Below are 26781 nucleotides of genomic sequence, written 5' to 3'. Positions count from 1 at the left end.
TTAACGCCGTTGCGGGGAAACGATAGTTGCAGCCGCAGCAACAATCTGTCGCATCCCGTGGAGGAAAATGGCGGCTCCGCTACAGGTCGTTCACAGGAATGGATACCCTACAAAACATGCGGGTGTTTTCGCGCGTCGTCGAGACGGGCAGCTTCACCGCCGCCGCGCAATCGCTGAATTCGACGACGGGCGCGATGTCGCGCGCGGTGTCGGAGCTCGAGGCGCGCCTGCGCACCCGTCTGATGAATCGCTCGACGCGCCGTCTCGCGCTCACGTCGGCCGGCGAAAGCTATCTGCGGCGCTGCCGCCAGATCCTCGCCGACGTGGACCGCGCGGAAGAAGAGGCGAGCTGCGCGCACGAACGCCCGGCCGGCGTGCTGCGCATGCACAGCTTCGCGAGCGTCGGTCACCACTACGTATTGCCGGCGCTCACGCGCTATCACGCGCAATTCCCGGACGTATCGATCGAGCTGTCGCTGTCGCAGCGCATGCCCGATCTGTTCGACGGCACGAGCGACATGGCCGTCGTCACCGCGTCGTCGCTGCCCGATTCGGAACTCGTGTCGCACCTGCTCGGCTCGACGTTCAGCATTCTGTGTGCATCGCCCGATTACGTGAAACGGCACGGCGTGCCGGCGCGCCCGCAGGATCTCGCCGCGCACGCGTGCCTGACGCTGTGCACGCCGGCATTCCCGACGCACGAATGGGTGCTCGAAGGCCCCGATGGCGTCGAGCAGATTCGCGTCGCCGGCCCGGTGCAGACCAATACCGCCGAATCGCTCGCACTCGCGATCCGCGACGGCATCGGCATCGGCATGCTGCCGCTGTATTCGGCGATCGATGCACTGCGGGACGGCACGCTCGTCCGTGTGCTGCCCGCGCATATCCTGCAGAAGATGAACGTGCATGCGCTGTACCCGTCGCGCCGCTTCGTCGATGCGAAGGTGCGGACCTGGGTCGAGATGCTGCGCGCCCAGGTGCCGGCGATGATCGCGCGCGACGTCGAGATGCTGAACGCGATCGACCGCGAACCGCAGGCCGCCTGAACGCCGTGCGCATCGGCGCGCGGCGGGTCGTTTCATTTCCATGCCGAATACGCGTCGCTCGCCATGCATGCGCGATGCGAGCGACGCGCGCCGTCACGGCGCGGGCCTGACCGCTGCGCCCGATTCGGTTGCCGGCTCGCCGGCCGGGCCGTACGCGGCCTGCGCCGCTTTGCGCTCGGCGAGACGCTTCGCCTGCAGTCGTTCCTGCGCCGCGAGGATGTCGTCCGGATAGTTGCCGACTTCGCCGCGCGCCGGGTTGTAGCCGACCGATTCGAGATCGATCAACTCCTGCAGCACCTGCGCGCGCGTGACCGGCGACGTCGCCTGCTGGGCGAACGACAGGGCCGGTGCGGCAAGCAGGACGGCGGCGGCCGCGGTAACGACGAGCGATTTCACGTGGTTCTCCTGAATACGGGGTGGGTGGCCAGATCGACACGCCGCACGCGATGCGGGGCTCCGACCTTCGACGTCAGTCTACGCAGCGCTTCCACGCGAAAACACCCCGATTCCAGGAGGGCTGCGTTCCAGAAGGAACAACATTGGCGGCGTCGCCCGCGGCGACCGAACCTGTGTGCGAACACGGGCGCCGTGTATACGGGCGCCGTGTACACGGACGCCGCGCAGAGGGCGGCGTCGCGCGACGCCGATCAGAACCGCGTGCGCATGCCGATCGTGCCGACCACCTGGTTCGCCGTGCCCGATGCGCCGCCCGACGTGTTGATGAACGCCTGATAGCCGCGGCCCGACGCATGCTGGAACATCGCTTCCGCGTACAGGTCGGTGCGGCGCGACAGCTTGTACACGGCCTGCAGGTCGACCTGATGCCATTTCGGGGCGGTCCCATGCTTGCTGTCGGGATTCGACACGCTGGCGTCCGTATAGACATAGGCTGCGCCGACGCTGACGGCCGGCGTGACCGCATAGCGCACGTTCACGTCGTAGTTGTTGAACGCGATCTGGCCGCTGGAGCCGAACGCGCCCGTGTTGTCGTACTGCGAGCGCGTGTAGACGAAGCCGGCGGTCACCGGGCCGAACACGTAGTCGACACCGCCGCCGTAGGTGCGCATGCGGTCCGAGCCGATCGACCAGCCGCCCTGGTTCAAGCTCTTCGCTTCGGCCGAATCGGTCGCGCCGGGGCTCGCGCTCGTCGAGCCCTTCGTGCCGTTCATTTGCAGGTACGCGCCGGCCAGCTTCAGCGGGCCGTTCGTGTAGCTCGCGGCCACGCTGTATGCGCGGTTCGCGCCGAAGTTCGCCGAGTTGGAGAACGCGTACAGCGCGCCGACCTTGAAGCCCGCGATCGTGTCGCTCGTGTACTTGACCGCGTTGTTGATGCGCAGCGAGTGGTTCAGGTTGTCGTTGTCGAACGGATGCGCGAAGCCCGTATCGCCGAAATCGCCCGACGTCGCGGACAACGGCGCGACGAAGTCGACCATCGTGTCGTACTGGCGGCCGAGCGTCAGCGTGCCGTAGCCGGCGCGGCTCAGGCCGACATACGCGTGCCGGCCGAACAGCTTGCCGTCCTGGCCGAGCCCGCCGTTGTTCGCGTTGAAGCCGTTTTCGAGCACGAACAATGCCTTCAGCCCGCCGCCGAGATCCTCGGCGCCGCGCACGCCGAAGCGGCTGCCGTTGATCGTGCCGGTCGTCATGCGCCACTGCGACGCGCCGTTCACGTTGTTGGTATAGGCGATGCCGGCGTCGATCAGGCCGTACAGCGTGACCGAGCTTTGCGCGTGGGCGAGCGGCGCGAACAGGGCGCCGGCGCACGCGCCGGCGATCAGGGTTTTTTTCATCGTGAAGCTCCTGCGTGTGGGACTGGAAACAAAGTTCGGCGCAAGTATAGGAATGCGCGGCGCGCGCAAGGACGCAGCGGCCGCGAGCGCACCGTTCCTGATCCCGCAAGAGTCGTTCACAAAACCGACACGACGACGCGCGTGCGCGCCGGGCCGGCGGTTCCTGCTTGCGGCCGGCACGCGGCTTCGGTCCGGCGCGGCCCGGCTGTCGTGTCGATGCAACATGCGCGGCACGTGTGCGCGTCGCCGCTTTCCTCCATACTGGTCGCCCGGACCGCACGGCCGCCAGCGCAGATCGCGCGGTCGTGTTCACGCATACGACAAGAGGCCTCCCCATGAACCTGTTCAACGTACGCTTGCGCGGCCGCGACGGCCTGTTCACGATCGGCATCGATGCCGGCAGGATCGCGCGCATCGATGCGCAAACGGCGCCGATCGCGTCGACGAACCCCGACCATATCGACGGCGGCGGCCGCCTCGCGATTCCGCCGCTCGTCGAACCGCATATCCACCTCGATGCCGTGCTGACGGCCGGCGAGCCCGCATGGAACATGAGCGGCACGCTGTTCGAGGGCATCGAGCGCTGGGCCGAGCGCAAGGCGACGATCACGCACGAGGACACGAAGGCGCGCGCGCATGCGGCGATCGGCATGCTGCGCGATCACGGGATCCAGCACGTGCGCACGCACGTCGACGTGACCGATCCGACGCTCGCCGCGCTGAAGGCGATGCTGGAGGTGAAGGACGAGGCGCGCGGGCTGATCGATCTGCAGATCGTCGCGTTCCCGCAGGAGGGCATCGAATCGTTCGACGGCGGCCGCGCGCTGATGGCGCAGGCGATCGAGCTCGGCGCGGACGTCGTCGGCGGCATTCCGCATTTCGAGAACACGCGGGAGCAGGGCGTCAGCTCGATCCGCTACCTGATGGATCTCGCCGAACGCACGGGCCGCCTCGTCGACGTGCACTGCGACGAGACCGACGATCCGCACTCGCGCTTTCTCGAAGTGCTCGCGGAAGAGGCGCGCGTGCGCGGCATGGGCGCACGCGTCACCGCGAGCCACACCACCGCGATGGGTTCGTACGACAACGCGTACTGCTCGAAGCTGTTCCGGCTGCTGAAGCGGGCGGGGCTGAATTTCATCTCGTGCCCGACCGAGAGCATCCATCTGCAGGGGCGCTTCGACACGTTCCCGAAGCGGCGCGGCGTCACACGCGTCGCGGAGCTCGACCGTGCCGGGCTCAACGTGTGCTTCGGGCAGGATTCGATCAAGGATCCGTGGTATCCGCTCGGCAACGGCAACATCCTGCGCGTGCTCGATGCGGGCCTTCATATCTGCCACATGATGGGTTACCAGGATCTGCAGCGCTGCCTCGACTTCGTGACCGACCATAGCGCGACGGCGATGCACCTCGGCGACGGGTACGGCATCGCGGTCGGGCGTCCGGCGAATCTCGTCGTGCTCGACGCGGACAGCGACTACGAAGCCGTGCGCAGGCAGGCGAAGGCCACGCTGTCGATGCGCCACGGGAAAGTCATCATGCGGCGCGAACCGGAGCGCCTGACCTATCCGGACTGACGCGGCAGGCGGGCCATCGCGGGCCGCCGGCGTTCGTGCATTCGGAAAATGCATGAGTTGATCAGAAAAATACGTTTGCCTCATGATTGGCGCGGGCCTACGATGCGGTCCTGACGACGGCGTGCACGGTGCGCGCCGTCTTTTCGATCCCGTTCGCCGACCCCATGCGCTTCGATCTTCCGTCCGCTCCCGCTGCTTCTTCGCCGCCCGCTAGCCCGTTCGCGCGCATGGCCGTCGTCACGGTCCTGACCGGCGTCGGCGCGGGTCTCGGCGGCATGCTGCTCGCGTTGCTGCTGCATGCGATCCAGCACGTCGCGTACGGCTACGACGTCGCGCACGTGATCGGGTCCGAGAGCTTCCTCAGCGGCGTGACCGGGGCCGAGCCGCTGCGTCGGCTCGCGGTGCTGATGGTCTGCGGGATCGTCGCGGGCGGCGGCTGGTGGGCGCTTTACCGATACGGCCGGCCACTCGTCGGCATCCGCCGCGCGGTGCGTGCGGCCGATCCGCGGATGCCGTTCGTCAGCACGACGGTCCACGCGCTGCTGCAGATCGTCACCGTCGCGCTCGGCTCGCCGCTCGGCCGCGAAGTCGCACCGCGCGAGATCGGTGCGCTGCTCGCCGGGCGGTTTGCCCATGCGGCGGGGCTCACGCCCGACGACTGCAGGCTGATGGTCGCGTGCGGCGCCGGCGCGGGGCTCGCGGCCGTCTACAACGTGCCGCTCGGCGGCGCGATCTTCGTGCTGGAGGTGCTGCTCGGCACGTTCGAGTGGCGTGCGCTGGTCGCGGCGGTCGTGACGTCCGCAATCGCGGCGATCGTCGCATGGATCGGTCTCGGCAACGAACACCAGTACGCGGTGCCGGCGTTCGTGTCGAGCACGCCGCTCGTCGCATGGTCGATCGTCTGCGGGCCGCTGTTCGGCGTCGCCGCGTACGGTTTCGTGCGGCTCACGACCCGCGCGCGGGCGAACGCGCCGAAGGACTGGCGGCTGCCGGTGTTCGCGCTGCTCAACTTCGCGGTGATCGGCGTGCTCGCGACGAAGTTTCCGCAACTGCTCGGCAACGGCAAGGGCCCGGCGTCGCTCGGTTTCGACGGCACGCTGACGATCGGTCTCGCGGCGGCGCTGCTCGTGCTGAAGGTGCTGATCGAGGCCGGCAGCCTGCGGGCCGGCGCGGAAGGCGGGCTGCTGACGCCGGGCCTCGCGAACGGCGCGCTGCTCGGTGTCGTGCTCGGCGGACTGTGGAGCATCGTGTGGCCCGGCGCATCGCTCGGCGGATGCGCGCTGATCGGCGCGACCGCGTTTCTTGCCGCGTCGATGCAGATGCCGGTCACGGCCGTCGTGCTGCTGCTCGAATTCACGCGCGCGAATCACGACAGCCTCGTGCCGATGCTGCTGGCCGTGGCGGGGGCGCTCGTCGCGTATCGGGGCGCGCAGCGGCTGGCGGAGCGGCGGGGGCGTAAGGTTGCGACCGCGAGTACGTCGGCGACGGTGGGGCGTTGATATGCATGAGCGGCCAGAAGGTGGGCGATCCGCTGAAAATTGACACTCTGTATCTGTTCAAATGCCTGTCGCCGCCGTGGCGCACTCGTGTGCAAGATGAGGCTGCGACAGCCCGAAGCGCAAGCCGCGCGGTACTTCACAGCATCTGCACGAGATCCGCCAATCACATCCGGGCAGACGCTTGTCGCGGCAATCTGCCGGTGAGTCCGTTGTTTCGCCTCCGCTACTCACGCTAGCCTTTTCCGCTCGTTCAAATTCAAACTATGAGAGAAAAAATGGCGAGCACGTACAGATACGGCATTCACGAGGGTTTGAGCCGCGAAGCACTGTTCTTCCTGATCTTTATCGAAGAGACTGGTAAGGCATTGGGGGTGGATGATGCGGTCGGCGTCGCGATGGTATTGTTGGGTCAGCGCTTTATCCCGACGCGAGGCAAGTTCGCGAACGCGGTCAAGGGCACGTCCATCGCGTCCGTCGTTTCGCGTCGGCTGCTGCCATACGAATTGAAGCACCGGATTTTGCCGACCGTTACCTCATTCAGGAGCCTGATCATGTTGCGCATCAAGTTGACGCAGAATATCGGCGCATTCGTCGGGCGGGCGATTCCCGGAGTCGGTTGGGTGATTCTGGCGACGGACGTCGCGTTGATCACTTGTCGTACGATCGGCGCGTACAACGGCATGGTGAAGCCCGAGGATCGCTTATATGGCTGACACGTGGAAACGCCTCGAAGCGTTCATCGCGACTGACGTCGCAAGGCTCCAGATCGATCGCATCGAACTGTCGCGGGACACGGATCTTTATCACGATCTCGATCTCGAACCGAACGACATCGACAGAATCATTCGGCAATGGGGTGCGACATTCGGCGTCGATTTGTCCGCGTTCGACCTCCATTATTACTATCCGTCCGCGAAGCTCGGCATCGGTTCGTTTCTCGCGACAGTCGTCAAATCCCCGTTCAGCCCAGAGGCGAGGGAGACGCTGGGGGGGCGGTCACTGACACTCGGGATGATGGAGGAAGCGATGGAGCGCGGACGTTGGGAGCCCTGATTCGCTGACCCGTCGAGATTCGCGAGACACACGACGAGACGAATATCGCCGCAGGAAGCGCCCGCCTGATCCGCAGTCAGGCGGGCGCTTTTGCATGCGCACATCCTTCATGAATTCCAGTCTGCAGCGATACACACCATTGGCTTCTTCCCTCGGTTGCCTCGCTTCGGAGCCGGTCGCGGTCATGTAACGGATTCGATAGCCTGCCGAAGTCGACCGACCCGATTCCCGACAGGGGCATCAACGCAAGCAATACGGTTCTGTGCAAGAATCCGCGCGTTTCCGCGCCTCAACCAACAACGATACGCGCGGATGTCCCTATCAGGAAACGAGGAGCTCAAGTTGATCCAGCGCATTTCCCGCTTCTTCACGCAGGTGGTCCACCGCGTGTTGCCCGACCCGTTGATTTTCGCGATCCTGCTGACGATCGTCACGTTCGCGCTTGCGTTCGGGCTCACGCCGAACACGCCCGTGCAACTCACGACGATGTGGGGTTCCGGCTTCTGGAACCTGCTCGCGTTCTCGATGCAGATGGTCATGATCCTCGTGACGGGCCACGCGCTCGCGAGTTCGCCGCCCGTGCGGCGCCTGCTCGTCGCGCTCGCGAGCGCCGCGCGCACGCCCGGGCAAGGCGTGATGCTCGTCGCGTTCGTCGGCGCGCTGGCCTGCGCGATCAACTGGGGCTTCGGCCTCGTGCTCGGCGCGATGCTGGCGCGCGAAGTGGCGCGCCGCGTGGCCGGCAGCGACTACCGGCTGCTCGTCGCGTCCGCCTACATGGGCTTCCTGAGCTGGCACGGCGGGCTGTCGGGTTCGGTCCCGCTCGTCGCGGCCACGAAAGGCAATCCGATGGAAAAGACCATCGGCTTGATTCCGGTGTCCGACACGATCTTCACCGGCTACAACGCGTTCATCACGATCGGGTTGATCGTGATGCTGCCGTTTCTCGCACGGATGATGATGCCGAAGCCGGGCGACGTCGTCAGCGTCGATCCGGCGCTGCTCGCCGAGCCGCCGAGCGTCGAGCGCAAGCTCGCGCCCGACGCGACGTTCGCGGAACGGATGGAGGAGAGCCGCGCGCTGTCGATCGTCGTCGCGGCGCTGTGCGCGGCGTTCCTCGTGTTGCGTTTCGCGCAGAAGGGCTTCGCGCTCGACATCGACACGGTGAACCTCGCGTTCCTCGCGGCCGGCATCCTGCTGCACCGGACGCCGATGGCCTATGCGCGCGCGGTGGCCGGCGCCGCGCGCGGCGCGTCCGGGATCATGATCCAGTTCCCGTTCTACGCGGGCATCCAGGCGCTGATGGATCACTCCGGGCTCGCGGGCGTGATCACGAAATGGTTCGTCGATATCGCGAACGTCCACACGTTCCCGCTGCTCGCGTTCCTGAGTTCGGCCGTGATCAATTTCGCGGTGCCGTCGGGCGGCGGCCACTGGGTCGTGCAGGGGCCGTTCGTGATGCCGGCCGCGCAGGCGCTCGGCGCCGATCTCGGCAAGGCGGCCATGGCGATCGCGTACGGCGAGGCGTGGACCAACATGGCGCAGCCGTTCTGGGCGCTGCCCGCGCTGGCGATCGCGGGCCTCGGCGTGCGCGACATCATGGGCTATTGCGTGACGACGCTGTTGTTCTCGGGCGTGGTGTTCGTCGCGGGGATGTATCTGTTCTGACGAAGCGGGGCGGGATGCCGGCGGCGACGTGCCCGCATCCCGCCGGCTCGAGTGTCGTCCGCCTTCAGTCGCGCGAGCGCACGTCGGCGCGCTCGTGTCCGTGACGCAACGCGAGGCTCGCACATGCCGCGACGGCGAGTGCGGCCGCCAGCAGCGTCAGCCCGTTCTTCGCATTGCCGGTCGCCTGTTCGATCGCGCCGATGACGGTCGGCCCGACGAAGCCGCCGAGCAACCCGCACGTATTCACGAGCCCGAGCCCGCCGGCCAGCGCGCTGCCGGCGAGCCGCGAAGCCGGAAACGTGAACACGATCGACTGCACGACGAAGAACATGGACGCGGCCACGCACACGCAGAGCAGTCCCGCCAACGGCGACGCATGCGCGGCGCCGATCATCCCGGCCGCCATGACCACCAGCCCCGCACACAGCATGCGGCGCGCGTGACGCGACTCGCGCGCGAAGCGCGGCAGCGTCGCTGCCCCGAGTGCGGCGGCGAGCCAGGGCAGCGACGTCAGCAACCCGACCGCGACCGGCGAGAGGCGTCCCGATGCGCCGATGATGCCGGGCAGGAAGAAGATCACCGTGTAGATGGTCAACTGGTGGCAGAAGTACACGAAAATCGCGAGCCAGATCTGCGGATCGCGCAGGGCGGCGCCGAACGCGTGGCCGCCGTGCGCGGCGACGCCCGCGTCCTGTTCGGCGGCCAGCTTGCGCTCGAGCGCGCGGCCGGTTTCCTGGGCGAGCCACGGCGCGGCGCTCGGTCGATCCGGCAAGCGCGTCCAGACGACGAACGCGAGCAGGATCGCCGGAATGCCTTCGACGACGAACAGCCATTGCCAGCCGTGGAAACCGAGCGTGCCGTCGAGCTCGATCAGCGCGCCGGCCAGCGGTCCGCCGACGATGTTGGCGATGCACACGCCGAGCAGGAAATAGCCGGTGGCGCGCGCACGCTCCTCGCGGCCGAACCAGTACGTCAAATACAACATCACGCCGGGAAACAGCCCGGCTTCGGCCGCGCCGAGCAGCAGGCGCATCACGTAGAACGACGTCTCCCCGCCGACGAACGCCATCGCGACCGACAGCGCGCCCCACGTGATCATGATCCGCGTGATCCAGAAGCGTGCGCCGACGCGATGCATGATCAGGTTGCTCGGGATTTCGAAGAGCGCGTAGGTGAGAAAGAACAGTCCCGCGCCAAGCCCATACGCGGCCGATGAAATGCCGAGATCGACGCCCATCGAATGTTTGGCGAACGCGATGTTGGTGCGGTCGAGAAAACTGATCACATACGCGGCGATCAGCAGCGGCATGAGTTTGCGGAACAGCAGCCGGTTCAGCGACGCGTTCGCGTCGCCGGCGGCGGACGACAGGGCCTGAGCGTGATGAGTGGACATGCGGACGACTCCGGTAAGGGCGAACCGGCGCGCACGGCAAGCACGGCGCGCCGCGTTCGGCAGATGCCGCTGCGGTGCAGGCAGCGGATGGGCAGACGACGGAGCCGCGCCGGCGGCGCTCGAACGGAGCGGGGCGATCAAGGGCGTCCTGGCGCCGGCCGGCTCGGGCCGGCGCCTCGTCACTGCGCTTGCGGATACGGGTGTTGCGGGCGCGAGCCGGCGCTCAGAAATTCACCGCGTCGCCGCCCTTGAGGGCGAGCATCGCGCGCGCCTCGGCCGGCGTCGCGATCTCGAGCGACAGGCCTTCGAGCACCTGACGCATTTTCAGGACTTGCGCGGCGCTCGATTCCGCGAGCTTGCCCGGCGCGATCCACAGCGAATCCTCGAGCCCGACGCGTACGTTCGCACCCTGCGCTGCGCCGATCGTCGCGAGCGGAATCTGGTTGCGTCCGGCGCCGAGGATCGACCACACGTAATCGCTGCCGAACAGACGGTCGGCCGTCCGGCGCATGTGCATCAGGTCCTCCGGATGCGCGCCGATCCCGCCCAGCAGGCCGAACACGCTTTGCACGAAGAAGGGCGGCTTCGCCAGCCCGCGATCGACGAAGTGCGCGAGGTTGTACAGATGCGAGATGTCGTAGCACTCGAATTCGAAACGCGTGCCGTTCGCGCCGCAGCGCGTGAGGATCGTCTCGATGTCGGCGAACGTGTTCTTGAACACGAGATCGCGGCTTTTCTCGAGATGTTCGCGCTCCCACGGATGCTTCAGCTCGCGGAAGCGCTCGAGCATCGGGTACAGCCCGAAGTTCATCGAACCCATGTTCAACGACGCGACCTCGGGCTGGAAATGCAGCGCGGGCTGCAGCCGTTCGTCGACCGTCATGTGCGGGCTGCCGCCCGACGTGAGATTGATCACCGCGTCGGTCCGGGCCTTGATGCGCGGCAGGAATTCGGCGAACACGGCCGGATCCTGCGTCGGTTTGCCGTCGGACGGGTTGCGTGCGTGCAAGTGGAGGATCGCCGCGCCGGCCTGCGCGGCCGCGACCGCGGCCGTTTCGATTTCGTGCGGCGTCACGGGCAGGTACGGCGACATCGACGGCGTGTGGATCGCGCCGGTCGGCGCGCACGTGATGATGACTTTGCGAGCGTTTGCCATGGATGGATTCCTTTCGATGAACGATGCAGGAGGCGTCAGAGCACTTCGACGTTGCCGCAGACGGAGATCGCCTGCCCGGTGATCCCGTGTCCGCCCGGCGAGCACAGGAACAGCGCGGTCGCGGCGATCTCGGCCGGATCGGTCATGCGCCGCAGCGAGATCTTCTCGAGATAGCGCTTCTCCATTTCGTCGTAGCCGATGCCGAGCTGCTGCGCACGCGCCTCGATCACGCGGCGCATCCGCGGGCCGCGCACGATGCCGGGCTGGATCGCGTTCACGCGGATGCCGAGCGGCCCGAGTTCGATCGCGAGGCTCTTCACGAGGCCGACCACCGCCCATTTGGTGGCCGCATACGGCGTGCGGAACGCGTAGCCGAGCCGGCCGGCGACCGACGACAGCGCGATGATCGCGCCGCCGTGTTTCGACTCGCGCAGCAGCGGCACCGCGCGGCGCGCGAACTGGAATTGCGCGTTCAGGTTGATCGCGACCGTTTGCTCCCATTGAACGGGGTCGATTTCGTCGATACCGCCGGTCGGGCCGGCGATGCCCGCGTTGTTGACCAGCACGTCGAGGCCGCCGAGCGTGGCCGATATGTCGGCGAACACGCGGTCGACGGCGGCCGGATCGGATACGTCGGCCAACGTTGCGCCGATCGCGCTCGTCGCGGCGTGCGGCGGCCGATCGGCGAGCGCCGCGATCGCGGCCTGCGACGCGTCGCACACGTGCACGCGCGCGCCGCATTCGGCGAACGCGCGGGCGATTTCGAGACCGATGCCCGACGCGCCGCCCGTCACGAGGACGCGCAGGCCGTCATAGGGTTTCAGCAGGTCGGAAGCTGTCATGCCGGGTTGTCTCCATCGTTGATCTAGTGGGGTGGCCGGCCGCTCGTGCAAAGGCCGGCCGTGGCCAGCGGCCGCTACGGCTTCGCGTTCGCGGTTCGCGGCGTCTGTTCGGCCCGCAGCGTTTCGGCGAGATCGTGCGCGGCTCCGCCGATGTCGAGCGCGATGCCGGCGCGCACGCCGGCGCCGTCGCGCCGTTCGAGCGCATCGACGATCGCGCGGTGCGCGTCCATCGAGCGCCGCATGTGCGGGATGTCGAGCGCGACCATGTTGAGGAACGGGCCGACGCGCATCCACAGGTTCTCGACGATCGCGAGCGTGTTTTCGCTGGCGCCGTGCGCGTAGATCGCGCTGTGGAACGCAAAATTGCTTTGCAGATAGGCGCGCGAGCGGCCGGCCTCGACGTGCGCCTGCATCGTCTCGCAGGTCTTGCGCACGGCCGCGATCTGCGCATCGGTCATCCGTGCGCACGCGCGCTCGGCGATGCAGCCTTCGAGTGCAATCCGCACGTCGCGCAGCTCGTCGAGCGTGTCGAGCGTCATCGGCGGGACGACGAGCGCGCGGTTCGGGCCGTCGACCAGTGCGCGTTCGGCGCGCAGCCGCGTGAGTGCGGCCCGCACGGGCATCGTCGACGAGCCGACCGCCTCCGCGACGCTGCGCAGACTCAGCGCCTGGCCAGGCGCGAAGCGGCCGCTCATCAGCGCTTCGCGCAGTTGCTGGTAGACCTTGTCGGCCATCGTTTCCTGTTCGATGGCTTTCAGTGCGGGCGGGACGATACGAGGCGGCAAGGCGGGGTTCTCCTGGGTTTGATCTGCGATCTGTGATCACACTGGCGATGGGCGAAGTTTTATCGATCGGTGCGCAGGAGTCAAGGCGAACGAGATCGGGGAAAACGAGGGGGCGGAGCAACTCGTATCCCGCCCGAACCGTACCTCCCGGGCCGAGCATCCGCCGAAGCCGCAGTAGCGATCGAACGCCGTTGCGCGATGCAACGGCGCGCCGCGTGCCGTTTCGCCGACGCTATTCGAGCGTCCGGATCGAATTGCTGATCCCGCGCGCGCAGTCGATTACCGCCGGCGCGAGCTTGCGGCGCGCGTCGTCGAACGTCCAGCGGCTCGTCGGCGCGACCACGTGCACGGCCGCGACCGGCTGCCCCTGGCTGCCGAGCACGGGCGCCGCGATCGACATGTCGCCGATGAACAGTTCTTCCTGGTTGGTCGCGTAGCCTTCGCGCCGCGCGCCGTCGAGCAACGCGACGAGATCGTCGAGCGCCGTGACCGTGCGCGGCGTATGCGGTGTGCGCGCCATGCCGTCGAGCCGCGCACGTGCTTCTTCCGGCGGCAACGCGCTCAGGAACGCGCGGCCGGAGCCGGTGCAGTACATCGGGATACGGCTGCCGATCGGCATGTGGATCGGCACGAACTTGGTCGACACGAAACGCGCGACGTACACCATTTCGTCCTCGTCCGGCTCGGTGAGGTTGGTGGTTTCGCCGGTCAGGTTCGTGAGCTCGGACAGGAACGGATTCGCGACGTCGATCAACGTATCGGCCGCGAGATAGTTGAAGCCGATCCGCATCACGTGCGGCGTGAGCTGGTAGCGCCGTGTGACCGGATGCTTGCGGATGTAGCCGAGCTTCTCGAGCGTATAGACCATCCGCTGCGCGGAGCTTTTCGTCATCCCCGCCGCGTCGGCCACTTCCGCCAGCGTCATCGTGCGCCGCTTCGCACTGAACGCGCGCAGCACGTTCAGCCCCTTTTCCAGCGACTGGTTGAACAGCAGATCGTTTGCTTGGTCGGGCGACGTTTCCATGGCGGCGGGGCGGGATCGATTCGATATCGCATCATATCGTATCGAATATCGATACGCAAAAATCTATTTTCGATGTTTTTGATTCGTTTTAAGATCGGACCATCGTCGCAGTGTCGATCAGCGACCGGCCGGCGCCCGGATTATTCGAGAAGGAGTCACCATGGTTCCGTTCATCAAGCGGTTCGGCGCATTGGCCGCCGGTTTCGCCACCTGCATCGCACTGTCCACCGCCTCGGCGAGCGCCGTGGCGGCCGAGCCCACGCTGAAGGTCGGCGCGACGGCCACCGGCGTGCCGTTCACGTTTCTCGACGTCAAGAGCAATTCGATCCAGGGGATGATGGTCGATGCGATCACCGCGGCCGGGAAGTCGGCCGGGTTTCGCGTCGACGTGCAGCAGACCGTGTTCTCGGCGCTGATCCCGTCGCTCACCACGCAGAAGATCGACATCATCTCGGCCGCGATGCTGAAGACGCCGGCGCGCCAGCAGGTCGTCGATTTCTCCGACACCGTCTACTCGTTCGGCGAAGGCCTGATCGTGAAGGCCGACGATCCGGGCCGCTATACGTCGATGGACGATTTCAAGGACCAGGTGGTCGGCGCGCAGGTCGGCACGGCGTTCGTCGATGCGCTCAACAAGAAGGGCATCTTCAAGGAAGTCCGGACCTACGATTCGATTGCCGACATCATGCGCGACGTCGCGCTCGGGCGCATCAAGGCCGGCTTCGCCGATCAGCCGATCGTCGCGTACCAGATCGAGCACGGCGTCAATCGCCAGGTGCGGCTCGTGCCCGAATACCAGAGCGTCGTGAAGGGGCAGGTCTGCTTCATCGTGCGCAAGGGCGACACCGCGACGCTCGAACAACTCAACGGCGCGATCCGCAAGATGAAGAGCGACGGCACGCTACAGCAGATCCTGCAGAAGTGGCACATGAGCTGAGCGTCGGCATTCGATTCCCGACCGGCATCGCCCGCACGTCGCGGGCATTCGCGGCGGCGGGCCGTCCGGCCATCGCATAGGAGACCTCATGTTTTTTCAGAACGCGATCGATTTCCTGCCGATCCTGTTGAAGGGCGCGGTGGTCACGATCGAGATCACCGCATGCGCGTTCGTGCTCAGCTCGGTGCTCGGGCTGATTCTCGCGCTGCTGAAGGTGTCGCGCCATCGCGCCGTCTCGACGGCCGGCAGCACGATCGTCAACGTGATCCGCGGGCTGCCCATCATCGTGCAGTTGTTCTACATGTACTTCGTGCTGCCCGATCTCGGCGTGCAGCTGTCGGCGTTCCAGGCCGGCGTGCTCGGCCTCGGCATCGCCTATTCGGCGTATCAGGCCGAGAATTTCCGCGCGGGCATCGAGGCGATCGACCGCGGCCAGATCGAAGCCGCGCACGCGATCGGCATGCGCGGCCCGATGATCATGCGGCGCGTGGTATTGCCGCAGGCGTTTCGCATCGCGCTGCCGCCGTACGGCAACACGCTGGTGATGCTGCTGAAGGATTCGTCGGTCGCGTCGACGATCACGGTCGCGGAAATCACGCGCGCCGGCCAGTTGATCGCGTCGTCGACGTTCCAGAACATGAGCGTCTACACGCTCGTCGCGCTGCTGTATCTCGCGCTCGGCCTGCCGCTGATGTTCGGCGTGAACCGGCTCGGCAAGCGGCTCGCACTGAGGAGAGGCGCATGATCCGGATCGATTCGATACACAAGCGGTTTCAGCAGCACGCGGTGCTGAAGGGCGTAAGCCTCGACGTGCAGCCGGGCGAAGTCGTGTGCCTGATCGGGCCGTCCGGGTCCGGCAAGTCGACCGTGCTGCGCTGTATCAACGGTTTCGAGACCTACGACGAAGGGTCGATCACGATCGACGGCGTGAAGGTCGACGCGCATTCGAAACGGATCCACGAATTGCGGATGCGGGTCGGCATGGTATTCCAGCGCTTCAATCTGTTTGCGCACCGGACGGCGCTCGAGAACGTGATGGAAGGGCCCGTGCACGTGCGACGGAGGCCGGTCGCGCAAGCGCGCGAGCAGGCCCGCGCGCTGCTCGACAAGGTCGGGCTGTCGCACCGGATGAACGCGTATCCGTCGGAACTGTCGGGCGGGCAGCAGCAGCGCGTCGCGATCGCACGCGCGCTCGCGATGGAGCCGCAGGCAATCCTGTTCGACGAACCGACGTCGGCGCTCGACCCCGAGCTCGTCGGCGAAGTGCTCGGCGTGATGCGCGGGCTTGCCCGCGACGGGATGACCATGGTGGTCGTCACGCACGAGATGGCATTCGCGCGCGAGGTGGCCGATCGCGTGTGTTTCCTGCACGACGGGACCATCTGCGAAAGCGGACCGGCGCGCGAGGTGCTCACGCAGCCGACCCATCCCCGCACGCAGGAATTCCTCCGTCGCCTGCTGGCGTCGGACGGCGCGGACAACCCGGATCGAACATGAGCGCAACGAACGCGACACCCGGATGGCCCGACGCACGGTGGCCGGATTCGCTGTGGGCGGCGACCGCCGCGCCGGCGCCCGATACGCCCGCGCTCGACGCGTCCGCGTCGTGCGACGTGGCGATCGTCGGCGCCGGATTCACGGGTTTGTCGACCGCACTTCACCTGGCCGAACGCGGCGTGAACGTCCGCGTGATCGACGGCGCGCAGCCGGGCTGGGGCGCATCGGGCCGTAACGGCGGGCAAGTGATTCCCGGGCTGAAATACGACCCGGACGAACTCGTTCGCCGGTTCGGCGACGAGGCCGGCGAGCAGCTTGCCGGCCTCGTCGGCGGCGCCGCCGATACCGTGTTCGACCTGATCGCGCGCCACGGAATCGACTGCGATGCGCGCCGTCACGGCTGGATCCAGCCGGCACCGACCGCCGCGATGCTCGACACGGTCGCACGCCGTGCGCAGCAGTGGGCCGCGCGCGGCGCGCCGGTCGACGTGCTCGGCCGCGACGACGTCGCGCGACGGCTCGGCACGCGGGCGTATGCGGGCGGCTGGATCGACCGGCGCGCGGGCAGCGTGCAGCCGCTCAGCTATACGCGCGGCCTCGTGCGCGCCGTGCAGGCGAGCGGGGCGGTCGTGCACGGCTCGACCCGCGCCGTCGGGCTGACACGCGCCGACGGCCGCTGGCGGATCGCGACGTCCGGCGGCGCGACGCTGTCGGCCGAGCGCGTGGTGATCGCGACCAACGGCTACACGGACGGGCTGTGGCCCGGCTTGCGCCAGTCGGTGATCGCCGCGAACAGCTTCATCGTCGCGACGGAACCGCTCGCGCCGGCGCTCGGCCGCGACATCCTCGCCGGTGGCGAAGTCGCATCCGATGCGCGGCGTCTGCTGCTGTACTTCCGCCGCGACGCGGCCGGGCGCTTGCTGATGGGCGGCCGCGGCCCGTTCGCCGACCCGCGCGCGCCGAGCGACTGGCGTCACCTCGAACGCGCGACGACGCTGTTGTATCCGCAACTGAAGGGCGTCCGGTTCGAATACCGCTGGGCTGGGCGCGTCGCGATCACCGCGGATTTCCTGCCGCACGTGCACGAGCCCGCGCCGGGCGTGACGATCGCGCTCGGCTACAACGGCCGCGGCATCGCGATGGCGACGACGCTCGGCAAGCATCTGGCCGCGCATCTGTCGGGCGATGCGCGACTGCCGCTGCCGTTCCGCGTCACGCCGATCCGGCCGATTCCGTTGCACGGGCTGCAGCGCTTCTATATCGCGGCCGGGGTCGCCTGGTATCGGTTGCTCGACAGCCTGTCCTGACGACGCCCGGCCGGCAATCAGTGCTGCGCTGGCGCGTCCGTCAGCGTGCCGAGAAACGCTTCGATGTCCTTGATGTCCTGAGCCGTCATCGCGGGCTTGTCGCCGGGCTTGCGATCGAACGGCGCATCGGTCACGTCGACGTTCGCGCGATATTTCGGCGGAATGTCGTCGTATTCGTCGACCTTGCCGTCCGCGCCGCGCGAATAGAACTTCTGCGGCGAGATGCTGCGCTCGTTGTAGAACGCCATCACCTGGTCGAGCGTGTGGAACACGCCGTTGTGGAAGAACACGTGGCGCGTCGCCGAATTGCGCAGCGTCGGCGTCAGGAACATCCCGCAGTACTGCGTCTGGTCCTTCAGGTCGTCGCGGAACGGCCCGCACACGCCGAGATCGTAGAACGCGGGGTTGCGGTTCTGCGCGAGCGCGCGGTTGCGCGGCGCGCCGAGCGCCTCGTACTGGTAGTCGGTGAACATCGGCGGCAGCCCGTCCTTGCCGGGTTTCGACAAGTGGCAGCCCGCGCAATTCGCCTTGTCCGGATCGTTGAACAGGCGCAGCCCGCGCAGTTCGGCCTGCGTGAGGCGCGCACGGCCTTCGAGCCAGCGGTCGTACTTGCTGTCGTACGGATGGAAGGACGGATCCTCGACCTGGTAGCGCGCGATCGCGAACATCGCCTCCGACACCGCGAGCTGCGGGCTGTCGAATACGCGTGCGCCGAACAATTGTTCCAGTTGCGCGCGATGCGACGACTGCGCGAGCTTGTGCGCGACGTCGTCGACGCTCGCGTTCGCCATCTCGACCGGATTCAGCAGCGGGCCGAACGCCTGTTGCTGCAGCGTGTCGGCGCGGCCGTCCCAGAACATCCCGCCCTGCGGCACGAGCTGCGGCGCGGCCGACGTGCCGGCCACCTTCTGCGCCTTGACGACGCCGGCCGCCGCCGTGGCCTGCTGCGCGACGCTCGGCGCGGCGTCGTTTTCCCCGGCATCGGGGCCGATGCTGAAATTCGGCTGGCGGTACAGATACATCAACGACGGCGGCGGACGATAGCCCTGCTGCGTCATCGCGAGGCCGCCCGGCTGCACGTCGAGCGCATTCGGCGGGCCGTACGCATGATCGGGGCTGTGGCACGACGCGCACGACTGCTTGCCCGACGCCGACAGCGACGGATCGTGGAACAGCGCGCGCCCGAGCTGCGCGACCGCCGACAGCGGCTGCGCGGCGGGCCGTTGCAGCACGACCGGATGCGGGTTCGCGCCGGTCCAGTCGGCGACCACGGTGCCGATCGCCGCGGGTACCCGCGCGGGAAACGCGATAGCGAACGCGCCATAGCCGATCGCGGCCGCGCCGAGCACGAATGCCGTGCGGCGCAGCAGGCGGGAAGGGGCACGCGGCGCGGGCGTGCCGGCGGCATCGGGAGACGGAAACGCGGGGCGAGCTGTCATGCTGTCGGTCGAAAAACGGGTGTCGCGCAAAGCGGCGCGTTGAAATGGAAACGGCCGGCGCATCGCCATGCGCCGGCCATGCGGTCAGGCCGCGACGGTCAGATCGACGGGGCGGCGCTCAATACGGTGCCGAGCGTCGGGTCGAGATAGAGCGGCGTCGTGTTCGGCTTCGACGTGAAGTCGAACAGGTTGCGCAGGTCGCCCGCCGTCGCATCGAACGAGCCGCCGCCGATACGCTGGCCGCCGAGCCAGTTGTCCTCGATGAAGCGCACGACGGACGACTGGTCGAGCATCGTGTGATCGACGTAGTTCTGCTTCGCATACGGCGAGATCACGACCAGCGGAATACGCACGCCCGGGCCGCAGCGGCCGTTCACGGTCGCGCCGTTCACGCCGGTGGTGCCGCCCGTGCCGCACTTGCCGGCGCCGTTGAGCTGATCGACCGGGTCCGACGACGCATGCGTCGGCGACGTGTACACATGGTCGTACCAGCCGTCCGAATCGTCATAGGTGACGATCACGGCCGTGTTCTGCCAGTCCGGTTGCTGCTGCAGGAAGTTGACGACCTTCGTCACGAACGCCTGCTCGTCGAGCGGATCCGAATAGCCGGCATGCCCGTCCTGTGCGGCCGGCGCCTTCAGGTAGCTGACCGACGGGAAGTTGCCGGCCTTCACGGCGGCGAAGAAGTCGTCCGTGTCGTACTGGTGGTTCGCCGGTTCGGCGGTCTTGCCGTCGGCCTCGACGCTCGAACCGATCGCCGCGATCGAGCTCGGGCGCGTGTGTTGCGGGTTCGCGGTCGACGCGTAGTACTGGAACCAGTTGTGGTGCGGGATGTAGTCGGCGGTCGCGGCGTTCACGGCGGTGGCGACCGTGCTGCGTGCGCAGCCCGTCGTGCCGTTGCCGTTCGTCGTCGACAGGTTGAAGCCGCCCATGAAGCCGCCCCACGTGATCTTCGCGGCGTTCAGCAGGTCGCCGATGTTCTTGCCGGACATCATCGCCTGGTCGGTCGTGCTCGAGCACACGTCGAAACCCGGATCGACGTCGTTGATCATGGTGAAGCCGCCCTGGCCGTCGTTGATGTAGTACGAGCTGGCGGCGAGCGTCGACGGCTGCTTCGACGTCTTGACGATCTGCATCCCGTTGGTCTGCCCCGCCACGACGTTCAGTGCGCCCGGCGTCGACGGGCCGTAGACCGTCGTGTACGTGTTGTCGCTCATCGCGAAGCGCTGCGCGTAGTTCCACAGCGCGGTCACCGTGTTGCCGTCGAAGTAGCCCATCACCTGGCCCTTCGTGCCGAACGCGCCGGCGCCGCCGGACGAGCCCTTGCCCGTGTACTTCGGGAACAGGTCCGCGAGGCCGTTGTCCTCGGCCTGCTGCTCGGCGGTGTAGGCGTGGTTCTGGTCGGCCGTCGCGGCCTGCGTGCGGTCGAGGCGGAACGGGTTCGCCGCGTCGGTGCCGTTGGCCGTGTTCGTGAAGTTCGGGTTCGCGGTGAGCAGCGTGCCCGTCAGGCCGTTCGGCGTCGGCGTGCCGGGTTTCGCGGTGAACGCCGGTTCGCCCGACGGGTTCGTCGCGTTCGGATAGGTGCCGAAGTAGTGGTCGAACGAGATGTTTTCGCCGTAGATCACGACGACGTGCTTGATCGGCGTGGCGGTCTGCAGCGCATCCTGCGACGACACGGCGGGCGCCGGCGTGGAATCGTCGCTGCCGCCGCAGGCGAACAGCGCCAGCGCTGCGGCTGCGCAGGCAGTGACGAGCAAGGCTTGACGGAACATCGGGAAACTCCAGGGTAAGGTCTTCGATGGTGGAGAACGGCCCCGTCGCCGTGTCGGTTCGGCGCGAAGCTCGTGAGGGAGCACGCGCATTGGAACAGTTGCGTATGAAGATATGGGGACGGAGTGTTTTCGCGACGGTTGCGCCGTGGTATCGATTCCATTACGCCGCAGTGCGAGGCGAAAGAGAACGGAAAGGGGTAGATCGCCAGCAACCTCCGTGTCACATGGGGCAGCGTGCAGGCCGCGCGCGGCGCACGCGTTGCGGGGCGGGCGACCGAGCACGCGCCCGAATCCTTTACGGCGGGCCGTCGGTCACTTTTTTGACAATCCGGTGACGCATTCATACGATGAACGCCTGCCGCGCATCGCGCAGCTTGACCGTCAAGGAGGTTTCAGCGTGCCGATTCCGGTTCTGTTCGCCGTTCTGTGCGCGGCGTTCCTGCACGCGTCATGGAATGCGCTGGTGCGCAGCAGCGGTGACCGGCTGCGTTCGGCTACGGTGCTGCAGATCGCGATCGGGCTGTTCGCGCTGCTGTTCCTGCCGGCTGCCGCACCGATCGCGCCGGCGAGCTGGCTGTGCGTCGTCGCGTCGGCCGTGATCCACGTCGTCTATACGCTGCTGCTCGTCCGCGCGTACGAACACGGCGACCTGAGCGTCGCATATCCGGTCGCGCGCGGCACGGCGCCGCTGCTCGTCACGCTCGGCGCGGCGGCGTTCGCGGGCGAGCGCCTGAACGTCGGTGCGCAATGCGGGCTCGTGCTGATCTGCGCGGGCATCATGGCGATCGGGCTGGAACGCCGGCGCGGCGCGAAACACCGGATGACGCAGGTGCTGCCGACCGCGTTCGCGACGGGCGTGTCGATCGCCGCGTACAGCGTGGTCGACGGAATCGGGGTGCGCGAGAGCGGCAGCACGGTCGGCTATACCGCGTGGATGTTCGTGCTGACGGGCGCGCTGATGGCCGCGTACTACAGGCTGCGGGCGGGACCGCTGCGGACGACGCAGGCGGTCGGCGAGACGGCGAAGGCCGCATGCGGCGGCGTGTTCGCGGCGCTCGCCTACGGCATCGTGATCTGGGCGATGGATCGCGCGCCAATGGGACCGGTGTCGGCGCTGCGGGAGACGAGCGTGGTGTTCGCGGCGCTGATTGCGCGCGTCTATCTCGGCGAGCGGCTGACGCCGCGCCGGGCGGCCGGTTGCGCGGTGATTGCGGCGGGAGCGTTGTTGATCGGTGCGTTCGAGGCGGCGAGCTGAACGCATCGGCCCTGCGCGCCGGGCGCGTCAGCTTTCCACCGGCATCGCGCTCGTGCACTTGATCTCGTCGAGGCACACGCTCGAATGCACGCCGCTCACGCCGGGAATGCGCATCAGCGTTTCGAGCAGGAACGTCGACAGCCCTTTCAGATCGTGCGCGACGACTTTCAGCACATAGTCGATGTCGCCCGTCACCGAGAAGCATTCCTGAATCTGCGCGAGATCCGACACGAGTTTCTGGAACTTCGACAAATCGCGGATATGCCCACGCTCCATCGTCACGTGCACGAACGCGGTGACGCCGAACCCGAGCGTATCGGGGCACAGCCGCGTTTCGTAACGGCGGATCGCGCCGATCTCCTCCAACCGCCGGTGGCGCCGCAAGGTCTGCGCGGGCGACAGGCCGACCGCCTTCGCCAGGTCGAGGTTCGACGCGCGGCCGTTCTCCTGCAACACCGACAGCAAATGGCGATCGATGCGATCGAGGACCGGTTCAGGCATTTTTGTTTCCTCATCTGTCTCCTGGATGCAATCTTATCTCATAATGTAGGGTTTGCATGAGCGGGTTACGCAACCCGATTTCGCCGTCGCAACGCTAAACTGACGCCGGATTTTCGTGTGCGGCCGCAGCAATGCGGCGTGGGCAACGAGTCGGCGGTCGATCTGGCCGCCCGCCGACGCGAATCGGACGCCCCGCGCGAGAATTGCAGTCCCCCAACTCGGCGGCTCCACGAACGGCCGCCGGCACAGCAAAACAGCGCCCGGCACACCGAGGCGCGCCGCACCGCGTCAGGCGGAGGCGGACAGAGTGGAGAAGACATGGTTTCTGGAAACGAGAGCGACGGCCTGAAGCGCGGGCTGAAGAACCGGCACATCCAGCTGATTGCGCTCGGCGGCGCGCTCGGCACGGGGCTGTTCCTCGGCATCGCGCAGACGATCAAGATGGCCGGCCCGTCCGTGCTGCTCGGCTATGCGGTGGCCGGCATCGTTGCGTTCTTCATCATGCGCCAGCTCGGCGAGATGGTCGTCGACGAGCCCGTCGCGGGGTCGTTCAGCTATTTCGCGAACAAGTACTTCGGCCACTTCACCGGCTTCCTGTCCGGCTGGAATTACTGGGTGCTGTACATCCTCGTCAGCATGGCCGAACTGTCCGCCGTCGGGATCTACGTGCAGTACTGGTGGCCGGGCGTGCCGACCTGGGTGTCGGCGCTCGTGTTCTTCGTCGCGATCAACCTGATCAACCTGACCAGCGTGAAGTCGTACGGCGAGACGGAATTCTGGTTCTCGATCGTCAAGGTTGCCGCGATCGTCGGGATGATCGGCTTCGGCGGCTGGCTGCTCGCGAGCGGTCACGCGGGGCCGGAAGCGACCGTGCGGAACCTGTGGCAGCACGGCGGCTTCTTCCCGAACGGCGTGTCGGGCCTCGTGATGTCGATGGCCGCGATCATGTTCTCGTTCGGCGGGCTCGAGCTGGTCGGCATCACCGCGGCCGAGGCGGACGATCCGAAGCGCAGCATCCCGCGCGCGACCAACCAGGTCATCTACCGTATCCTGATTTTCTACATCGGCGCACTGGCCGTGCTGCTGTCGCTGTATCCGTGGGAGAAGGTCGTCAGCGGCGGCAGCCCGTTCGTGCTGATTTTCCATGCACTGAGCAGCAACCTGGTCGCGAACGTGCTGAACGTCGTCGTGCTGACGGCCGCGCTGTCGGTCTACAACAGCGGCGTGTACTGCAATAGCCGGATGCTGTTCGGCCTCGCGCAGCAGGGCAACGCGCCGAAGGTCCTGTGCTCGGTGAACAAGCGCGGCATCCCGCTCGCGGCGCTCGGCGCATCGGCGCTCGCGACCGGCGTGTGCGTGCTGGTCAACTACTTCATGCCGGGCAAGGCGTTCGAGGTGCTGATGGGCCTCGTCGTGTCGGCGCTGATCATCAACTGGGCGATGATCAGCCTGATCCACCTGAAGTTCCGCCAGGCCAAGCAGGCTGCCGGGGAGAAGACTTCCTTCCGCAGTCTGGGCTATCCTTTCACGAATTACCTGTGCCTGGCATTCATGGCCGGCATTCTCGTCGTGATGTACCTGACGCCGGATCTCCGCCTGTCGGTGTACCTGATCCCGGTATGGCTCGCGGTGCTCGCGATCGGGTATCGCTTCCGTCAGAAGAATGCGGGCTTTGCGGTGCACGACGGCGTTTCCGCACGCTGACGCAGGCCACGACCGACCCTTCTTCCAAACGAGACCGACTCAAGCCATGTTCGAACACATCGACGCGTACCCGGGCGACCCGATCCTGACGCTCAACGAGAACTTCCAGAAAGATCCGCGCGATCGGAAGGTCAACCTGAGCATCGGCATCTATTTCGACGCCGAAGGCCGGATTCCGGTGATGGGCGCCGTGCGCGAAGCCGAAACCGCGCTGCAGCGCGACAGCGGCCCGAAGCCGTACCTGCCGATGGTCGGCCTGGCCGCGTACCGCGACGCCGTGCAATCGCTGGTGTTCGGCGCCGATCACCCGGCCCGCGCGGCCGGCCGCATCGCGACGCTGCAGACGCTCGGCGGCTCGGGCGCGCTGAAGGTCGGCGCCGATTTCCTGAAGCGCTATTTCCCGGATGCGCAGGTGTGGCTCAGCGACCCGAGTTGGGAAAACCATCGTTTCATCTTCGAGCGCGCCGGCTTCACGGTGAACACGTACCCGTACTACGACGAGGCGACGGGCGGCCTGAAGTTCGACGCGATGCTCGCGGCGATCGACGCGCTGCCGGCGCGCAGCATCGTGCTGTTGCACGCGTGCTGCCACAACCCGACCGGCGTCGATCTCGACGAAGGCCAGTGGGAGAAGCTGATCGACGTGATCGAGGCGCGCGGGCTGCTGCCGTTCGTCGACATGGCGTACCAGGGCTTCGGCGCGGGCCTCGACGCGGACGCGTTCGCGGTGCGCGAGCTGGCCCGCCGCGGCGTGCCGACGCTCGTCGCGAACTCGTTCTCGAAGAACTTCTCGCTGTACGGCGAGCGCGTGGGCGGCCTGAGCGTCGTCTGCGAAGACGCGGCCGCGGCCGACCGCGTGCTCGGCCAACTGGCCGGCGCCGTGCGCTCGAACTACAGCAACCCGCAAACCTACGGCGCGAAGGTCGTCGCGGCCGTCCTCGGCACGCCGGCGCTGCGCAAGCAGTGGGAAGAGGAACTGTCGGCGATGTGCCGCCGCATCGCGCGGATGCGCCAGTCGATCCACGACGGCCTGCGCGACCACGTGAGCGGCGAAGCGCTCACACGCTACGTGAAGCAGCGCGGGATGTTCACGTACACGGGCCTGACCGAATCGCAGGTCGACGCGCTGCGCGAGGTGCACGGCGTGTACATCCTGCGCTCGGGCCGGATGTGCGTCGCGGGCCTGAACGACTCGAACGTCGGCATCGTCGCGGACGCGATCGGCCAGGTGCTGAAGAGCGGCGTCTGAACGCGGCGCGGCGGCGCGCCGCGCACGATGCGGAACCGGCTGTATCCCGTCGCGGGAGCAGCCGGTTTTTTGTTGGGCAGCCGTCATGTGCGGTGCCCGGCTGACGTACGCGCAGGCGCGGCGGTACGATCACGGGAACGCATGCACGACAGAGGAGCGACATGGGCATCCGGATCATCCAGCTCGGCACGCCGCGTGCGGCCGGCGAAGGCCTGCGGATCGGCACGGTGCGGCGGCCGCCGCGCGGCGTACCGAAAGCGGAATTCGCGTCGCGCAACTACTATGATGTATGGTTGCCGACGCTGTCGCCGAGCCCCGAGCTCGTCGCGCTGGCGCAGGCCGCCGAAACCGACGCCGAATGGAAGGCGTTCAAGCGCCACTTCCGCGCGGAGATGGCGCACGGCGATCCGGCGAAGGTGCTGGACCTGCTGGCCGCGCTGTCGGCGACCACCGCGTTCTCGATCGGCTGCTACTGCGACGACGAGCGCCATTGCCACCGCAGCGTGCTGCGCGAGCTGCTCGCGGAGCGCGGCGCGGCGATCGAGCCCGACGCGGGCTGAAGCGGCGTCGGGCGGCCGCACCGCGATCGTGCGGTGCAGCGAACCGGTTGACGTGGGTCAAGCGCGCGGTCGCGCGCACCACTATGCTCTCGTCATGGAGCCATCGCGACGATGACAGGCCGACAGATGCACATCACTTTCCCACCCGAGCCGCCGGAATACTGCGCGCGCGACCTGGTCGTCGCGTTTTCCGCGCTGGTCGACGGGCGTTGCGTCCAGTGCGCGGTCACCGCCGAGGCGCTGGAAGACCATTTCGGCGCGCGCTCGCTGCTCGAACGCGATCTGCTGAGCGCATTCGACGCGCACCGGCCGGCCATCGAGGCCATGGCACGACGAATGCTGGAGGAAATCGGCGGCCGGCCGGTGCTGCTGCACAGCGGGCACTTCCGGCTCGAAGGCTGATACCGCAGGAGGGCGCATGACACTGCAGGGCAACATTCACGAACGCGACTGGTCGGTCGAAGTGGAGACTCGCCCGTGCGAATCGGGCGAGTTCCGCTGCCGCGTGTCGGTCGAGCACGGCGCCGGCGCCGCGCGGTTTCATCATACGTTCGAGCACAGCCACGCGTATCCGACCGAGCGCGAGGCGATGATCGAAGGGTTGCGGGCCGGCATGACATGGATCGAGATGAAGGCGTCGCAGACCTTCAACGTATGAACAGGACCGCGCGGCGAAGCGCGGGCAGACGACCGGCCGGCCGCGATCGAAACATGCGCGCCGCGCCGCGGG

Annotated in this window: 26 protein-coding genes; 16 read left to right on the top strand and 10 right to left on the bottom strand. The window is 67.3% G+C overall.

The annotated features are described in order from the left end of the window. Nucleotides 1–98 precede the first annotated feature (98 nt). The gene (locus WT53_RS20840) at nt 99–1046 is read left to right on the top strand and encodes a LysR family transcriptional regulator (protein WP_034204886.1); all 948 of its coding nucleotides are present in this window, start codon (nt 99–101) and stop codon (nt 1044–1046) included. 93 nt (nt 1047–1139) lie between these two features. Here the strand turns inward: WT53_RS20840 and WT53_RS20835 are convergent, their stop codons facing one another. Beyond that, nucleotides 1140–1442, bottom strand: a complete 303-nt coding sequence (locus WT53_RS20835; RefSeq protein WP_034204885.1) for a DUF4148 domain-containing protein — start codon at nt 1440–1442, stop codon at nt 1140–1142. A gap of 251 nt (nt 1443–1693) precedes the next feature. Beyond that, nucleotides 1694–2836 (bottom strand): porin, encoded by a 1143-nt coding sequence (locus tag WT53_RS20830; protein WP_034204884.1) that lies wholly within the window; start codon nt 2834–2836, stop codon nt 1694–1696. 335 nt (nt 2837–3171) lie between these two features. Here WT53_RS20830 and codA point away from each other — a divergent pair, with 335 nt between their 5' ends. From codA to WT53_RS20805, 5 genes are all read left to right on the top strand, one after another. Then, complete coding sequence (gene codA, locus WT53_RS20825; RefSeq protein WP_034204883.1) at nt 3172–4413, top strand: cytosine deaminase; 1242 nt, start codon at nt 3172–3174, stop codon at nt 4411–4413. A 164-nt stretch (nt 4414–4577) separates the two neighbouring features. Continuing rightward, nucleotides 4578–5912, top strand: coding sequence for a chloride channel protein (locus tag WT53_RS20820; RefSeq protein WP_034206190.1), 1335 nt, complete (start codon nt 4578–4580; stop codon nt 5910–5912). Nucleotides 5913–6187: 275 nt separating this feature from the next. After that, the gene (locus WT53_RS20815) at nt 6188–6625 is read left to right on the top strand and encodes an STM2901 family protein (protein ID WP_034204882.1); all 438 of its coding nucleotides are present in this window, start codon (nt 6188–6190) and stop codon (nt 6623–6625) included. Next, on the top strand, nt 6618–6965 hold the full coding sequence (locus tag WT53_RS20810) for a DUF1493 family protein (RefSeq protein ID WP_034204881.1): 348 nt from the start codon (nt 6618–6620) through the stop codon (nt 6963–6965). The genes WT53_RS20815 and WT53_RS20810 overlap by 8 nt, the downstream gene beginning before the upstream one ends. A 342-nt stretch (nt 6966–7307) precedes the next feature. Continuing rightward, complete coding sequence (locus WT53_RS20805) at nt 7308–8630, top strand: TIGR00366 family protein (RefSeq protein ID WP_034204880.1); 1323 nt, start codon at nt 7308–7310, stop codon at nt 8628–8630. Nucleotides 8631–8694: 64 nt separating this feature from the next. Here the strand turns inward: WT53_RS20805 and WT53_RS20800 are convergent, their stop codons facing one another. The 5 genes from WT53_RS20800 to WT53_RS20780 form a co-directional block, all read right to left on the bottom strand. Beyond that, nucleotides 8695–10023, bottom strand: a complete 1329-nt coding sequence (locus WT53_RS20800) for an MFS transporter (RefSeq protein ID WP_034204879.1) — start codon at nt 10021–10023, stop codon at nt 8695–8697. A gap of 223 nt (nt 10024–10246) precedes the next feature. Further along, complete coding sequence (locus WT53_RS20795) at nt 10247–11179, bottom strand: 3-keto-5-aminohexanoate cleavage protein (protein ID WP_006479084.1); 933 nt, start codon at nt 11177–11179, stop codon at nt 10247–10249. Between the two features lie 35 nt (nt 11180–11214). Then, on the bottom strand, nt 11215–12021 hold the full coding sequence (locus WT53_RS20790; protein WP_034204878.1) for an SDR family oxidoreductase: 807 nt from the start codon (nt 12019–12021) through the stop codon (nt 11215–11217). A 74-nt stretch (nt 12022–12095) separates the two neighbouring features. After that, nucleotides 12096–12806, bottom strand: a complete 711-nt coding sequence (locus WT53_RS20785) for a GntR family transcriptional regulator (RefSeq protein ID WP_034204877.1) — start codon at nt 12804–12806, stop codon at nt 12096–12098. 232 nt (nt 12807–13038) lie between these two features. Further along, entirely contained in the window at nt 13039–13830 is a 792-nt protein-coding gene (locus tag WT53_RS20780) for an IclR family transcriptional regulator (protein ID WP_034204876.1), read from the bottom strand. Between the two features lie 160 nt (nt 13831–13990). Here WT53_RS20780 and WT53_RS20775 point away from each other — a divergent pair, with 160 nt between their 5' ends. From WT53_RS20775 to WT53_RS20760, 4 genes are all read left to right on the top strand, one after another. Beyond that, nucleotides 13991–14767: an ABC transporter substrate-binding protein gene (locus WT53_RS20775; protein WP_034204875.1), complete on the top strand. Its 777-nt coding sequence runs from the start codon at nt 13991–13993 to the stop codon at nt 14765–14767. Between the two features lie 88 nt (nt 14768–14855). Beyond that, a complete protein-coding gene (locus WT53_RS20770) occupies nt 14856–15512 on the top strand; it encodes an amino acid ABC transporter permease (RefSeq protein WP_034204874.1) in 657 nt (218 codons plus the stop codon). Continuing rightward, nucleotides 15509–16264, top strand: a complete 756-nt coding sequence (locus WT53_RS20765) for an amino acid ABC transporter ATP-binding protein (protein WP_034204873.1) — start codon at nt 15509–15511, stop codon at nt 16262–16264. Before WT53_RS20770 ends, WT53_RS20765 begins: the two co-directional genes overlap by 4 nt. Next, complete coding sequence (locus WT53_RS20760; RefSeq protein ID WP_034204872.1) at nt 16261–17571, top strand: FAD-binding oxidoreductase; 1311 nt, start codon at nt 16261–16263, stop codon at nt 17569–17571. Before WT53_RS20765 ends, WT53_RS20760 begins: the two co-directional genes overlap by 4 nt. A 17-nt stretch (nt 17572–17588) precedes the next feature. On the opposite strand, the gene WT53_RS20755 is transcribed toward WT53_RS20760, so the two are convergent. Together WT53_RS20755 and WT53_RS20750 are read right to left on the bottom strand one after the other, a co-directional pair. Next, a complete protein-coding gene (locus WT53_RS20755; protein ID WP_059785021.1) occupies nt 17589–19010 on the bottom strand; it encodes a cytochrome-c peroxidase in 1422 nt (473 codons plus the stop codon). A 98-nt stretch (nt 19011–19108) separates the two neighbouring features. Next, entirely contained in the window at nt 19109–20782 is a 1674-nt protein-coding gene (locus tag WT53_RS20750; RefSeq protein WP_034204871.1) for a phospholipase C, read from the bottom strand. Between the two features lie 397 nt (nt 20783–21179). Here WT53_RS20750 and WT53_RS20745 point away from each other — a divergent pair, with 397 nt between their 5' ends. Next, entirely contained in the window at nt 21180–22037 is an 858-nt protein-coding gene (locus WT53_RS20745) for an EamA family transporter (RefSeq protein WP_034204870.1), read from the top strand. 27 nt (nt 22038–22064) lie between these two features. Here the strand turns inward: WT53_RS20745 and WT53_RS20740 are convergent, their stop codons facing one another. Continuing rightward, nucleotides 22065–22538: an Lrp/AsnC family transcriptional regulator gene (locus tag WT53_RS20740; RefSeq protein ID WP_006479071.1), complete on the bottom strand. Its 474-nt coding sequence runs from the start codon at nt 22536–22538 to the stop codon at nt 22065–22067. Between the two features lie 318 nt (nt 22539–22856). Here WT53_RS20740 and WT53_RS20735 point away from each other — a divergent pair, with 318 nt between their 5' ends. The 5 genes from WT53_RS20735 to WT53_RS20715 all read left to right on the top strand — a co-directional run bounded on the left by WT53_RS20735 (nt 22857) and on the right by WT53_RS20715 (nt 26709). After that, nucleotides 22857–24242: an amino acid permease gene (locus WT53_RS20735; RefSeq protein WP_034204869.1), complete on the top strand. Its 1386-nt coding sequence runs from the start codon at nt 22857–22859 to the stop codon at nt 24240–24242. A gap of 46 nt (nt 24243–24288) precedes the next feature. Beyond that, nucleotides 24289–25491 (top strand): amino acid aminotransferase, encoded by a 1203-nt coding sequence (locus tag WT53_RS20730; protein ID WP_034204868.1) that lies wholly within the window; start codon nt 24289–24291, stop codon nt 25489–25491. 161 nt (nt 25492–25652) lie between these two features. Then, entirely contained in the window at nt 25653–26051 is a 399-nt protein-coding gene (locus tag WT53_RS20725; RefSeq protein ID WP_034204867.1) for a DUF488 domain-containing protein, read from the top strand. A gap of 111 nt (nt 26052–26162) precedes the next feature. Further along, on the top strand, nt 26163–26453 hold the full coding sequence (locus tag WT53_RS20720) for a DUF1488 domain-containing protein (protein ID WP_034204866.1): 291 nt from the start codon (nt 26163–26165) through the stop codon (nt 26451–26453). Between the two features lie 16 nt (nt 26454–26469). Beyond that, nucleotides 26470–26709 carry a hypothetical protein gene (locus WT53_RS20715; protein WP_006479066.1) on the top strand — a complete coding sequence of 80 codons (240 nt, stop codon included), beginning with the start codon at nt 26470–26472 and terminating at the stop codon, nt 26707–26709. Nucleotides 26710–26781: the final 72 nt, after the last annotated feature.

It is taken from the genome of Burkholderia sp. MSMB2157WGS (assembly GCF_001532755.1).
Lineage (GTDB): Bacteria > Pseudomonadota > Gammaproteobacteria > Burkholderiales > Burkholderiaceae > Burkholderia.
This window is presented reverse-complemented; position numbering and strand designations above follow the sequence as displayed.

Coding starts and splice junctions, on each gene's coding strand:
- WT53_RS20840 (WP_034204886.1), top strand. CDS start 99: ATGGATACCCTACAAAACATGCGGGTGTTTTCGCGCGTCGTCGAGACG.
- WT53_RS20830 (WP_034204884.1), bottom strand. CDS start 2,836: ATGAAAAAAACCCTGATCGCCGGCGCGTGCGCCGGCGCCCTGTTCGCG.
- codA (WP_034204883.1), top strand. CDS start 3,172: ATGAACCTGTTCAACGTACGCTTGCGCGGCCGCGACGGCCTGTTCACG.
- WT53_RS20820 (WP_034206190.1), top strand. CDS start 4,578: ATGCGCTTCGATCTTCCGTCCGCTCCCGCTGCTTCTTCGCCGCCCGCT.
- WT53_RS20815 (WP_034204882.1), top strand. CDS start 6,188: ATGGCGAGCACGTACAGATACGGCATTCACGAGGGTTTGAGCCGCGAA.
- WT53_RS20810 (WP_034204881.1), top strand. CDS start 6,618: ATGGCTGACACGTGGAAACGCCTCGAAGCGTTCATCGCGACTGACGTC.
- WT53_RS20800 (WP_034204879.1), bottom strand. CDS start 10,023: ATGTCCACTCATCACGCTCAGGCCCTGTCGTCCGCCGCCGGCGACGCG.
- WT53_RS20795 (WP_006479084.1), bottom strand. CDS start 11,179: ATGGCAAACGCTCGCAAAGTCATCATCACGTGCGCGCCGACCGGCGCG.
- WT53_RS20790 (WP_034204878.1), bottom strand. CDS start 12,021: ATGACAGCTTCCGACCTGCTGAAACCCTATGACGGCCTGCGCGTCCTC.
- WT53_RS20780 (WP_034204876.1), bottom strand. CDS start 13,830: ATGGAAACGTCGCCCGACCAAGCAAACGATCTGCTGTTCAACCAGTCG.
- WT53_RS20775 (WP_034204875.1), top strand. CDS start 13,991: ATGGTTCCGTTCATCAAGCGGTTCGGCGCATTGGCCGCCGGTTTCGCC.
- WT53_RS20770 (WP_034204874.1), top strand. CDS start 14,856: ATGTTTTTTCAGAACGCGATCGATTTCCTGCCGATCCTGTTGAAGGGC.
- WT53_RS20765 (WP_034204873.1), top strand. CDS start 15,509: ATGATCCGGATCGATTCGATACACAAGCGGTTTCAGCAGCACGCGGTG.
- WT53_RS20760 (WP_034204872.1), top strand. CDS start 16,261: ATGAGCGCAACGAACGCGACACCCGGATGGCCCGACGCACGGTGGCCG.
- WT53_RS20755 (WP_059785021.1), bottom strand. CDS start 19,010: ATGACAGCTCGCCCCGCGTTTCCGTCTCCCGATGCCGCCGGCACGCCC.
- WT53_RS20750 (WP_034204871.1), bottom strand. CDS start 20,782: ATGTTCCGTCAAGCCTTGCTCGTCACTGCCTGCGCAGCCGCAGCGCTG.
- WT53_RS20740 (WP_006479071.1), bottom strand. CDS start 22,538: ATGCCTGAACCGGTCCTCGATCGCATCGATCGCCATTTGCTGTCGGTG.
- WT53_RS20735 (WP_034204869.1), top strand. CDS start 22,857: ATGGTTTCTGGAAACGAGAGCGACGGCCTGAAGCGCGGGCTGAAGAAC.
- WT53_RS20730 (WP_034204868.1), top strand. CDS start 24,289: ATGTTCGAACACATCGACGCGTACCCGGGCGACCCGATCCTGACGCTC.
- WT53_RS20725 (WP_034204867.1), top strand. CDS start 25,653: ATGGGCATCCGGATCATCCAGCTCGGCACGCCGCGTGCGGCCGGCGAA.
- WT53_RS20720 (WP_034204866.1), top strand. CDS start 26,163: ATGACAGGCCGACAGATGCACATCACTTTCCCACCCGAGCCGCCGGAA.
- WT53_RS20715 (WP_006479066.1), top strand. CDS start 26,470: ATGACACTGCAGGGCAACATTCACGAACGCGACTGGTCGGTCGAAGTG.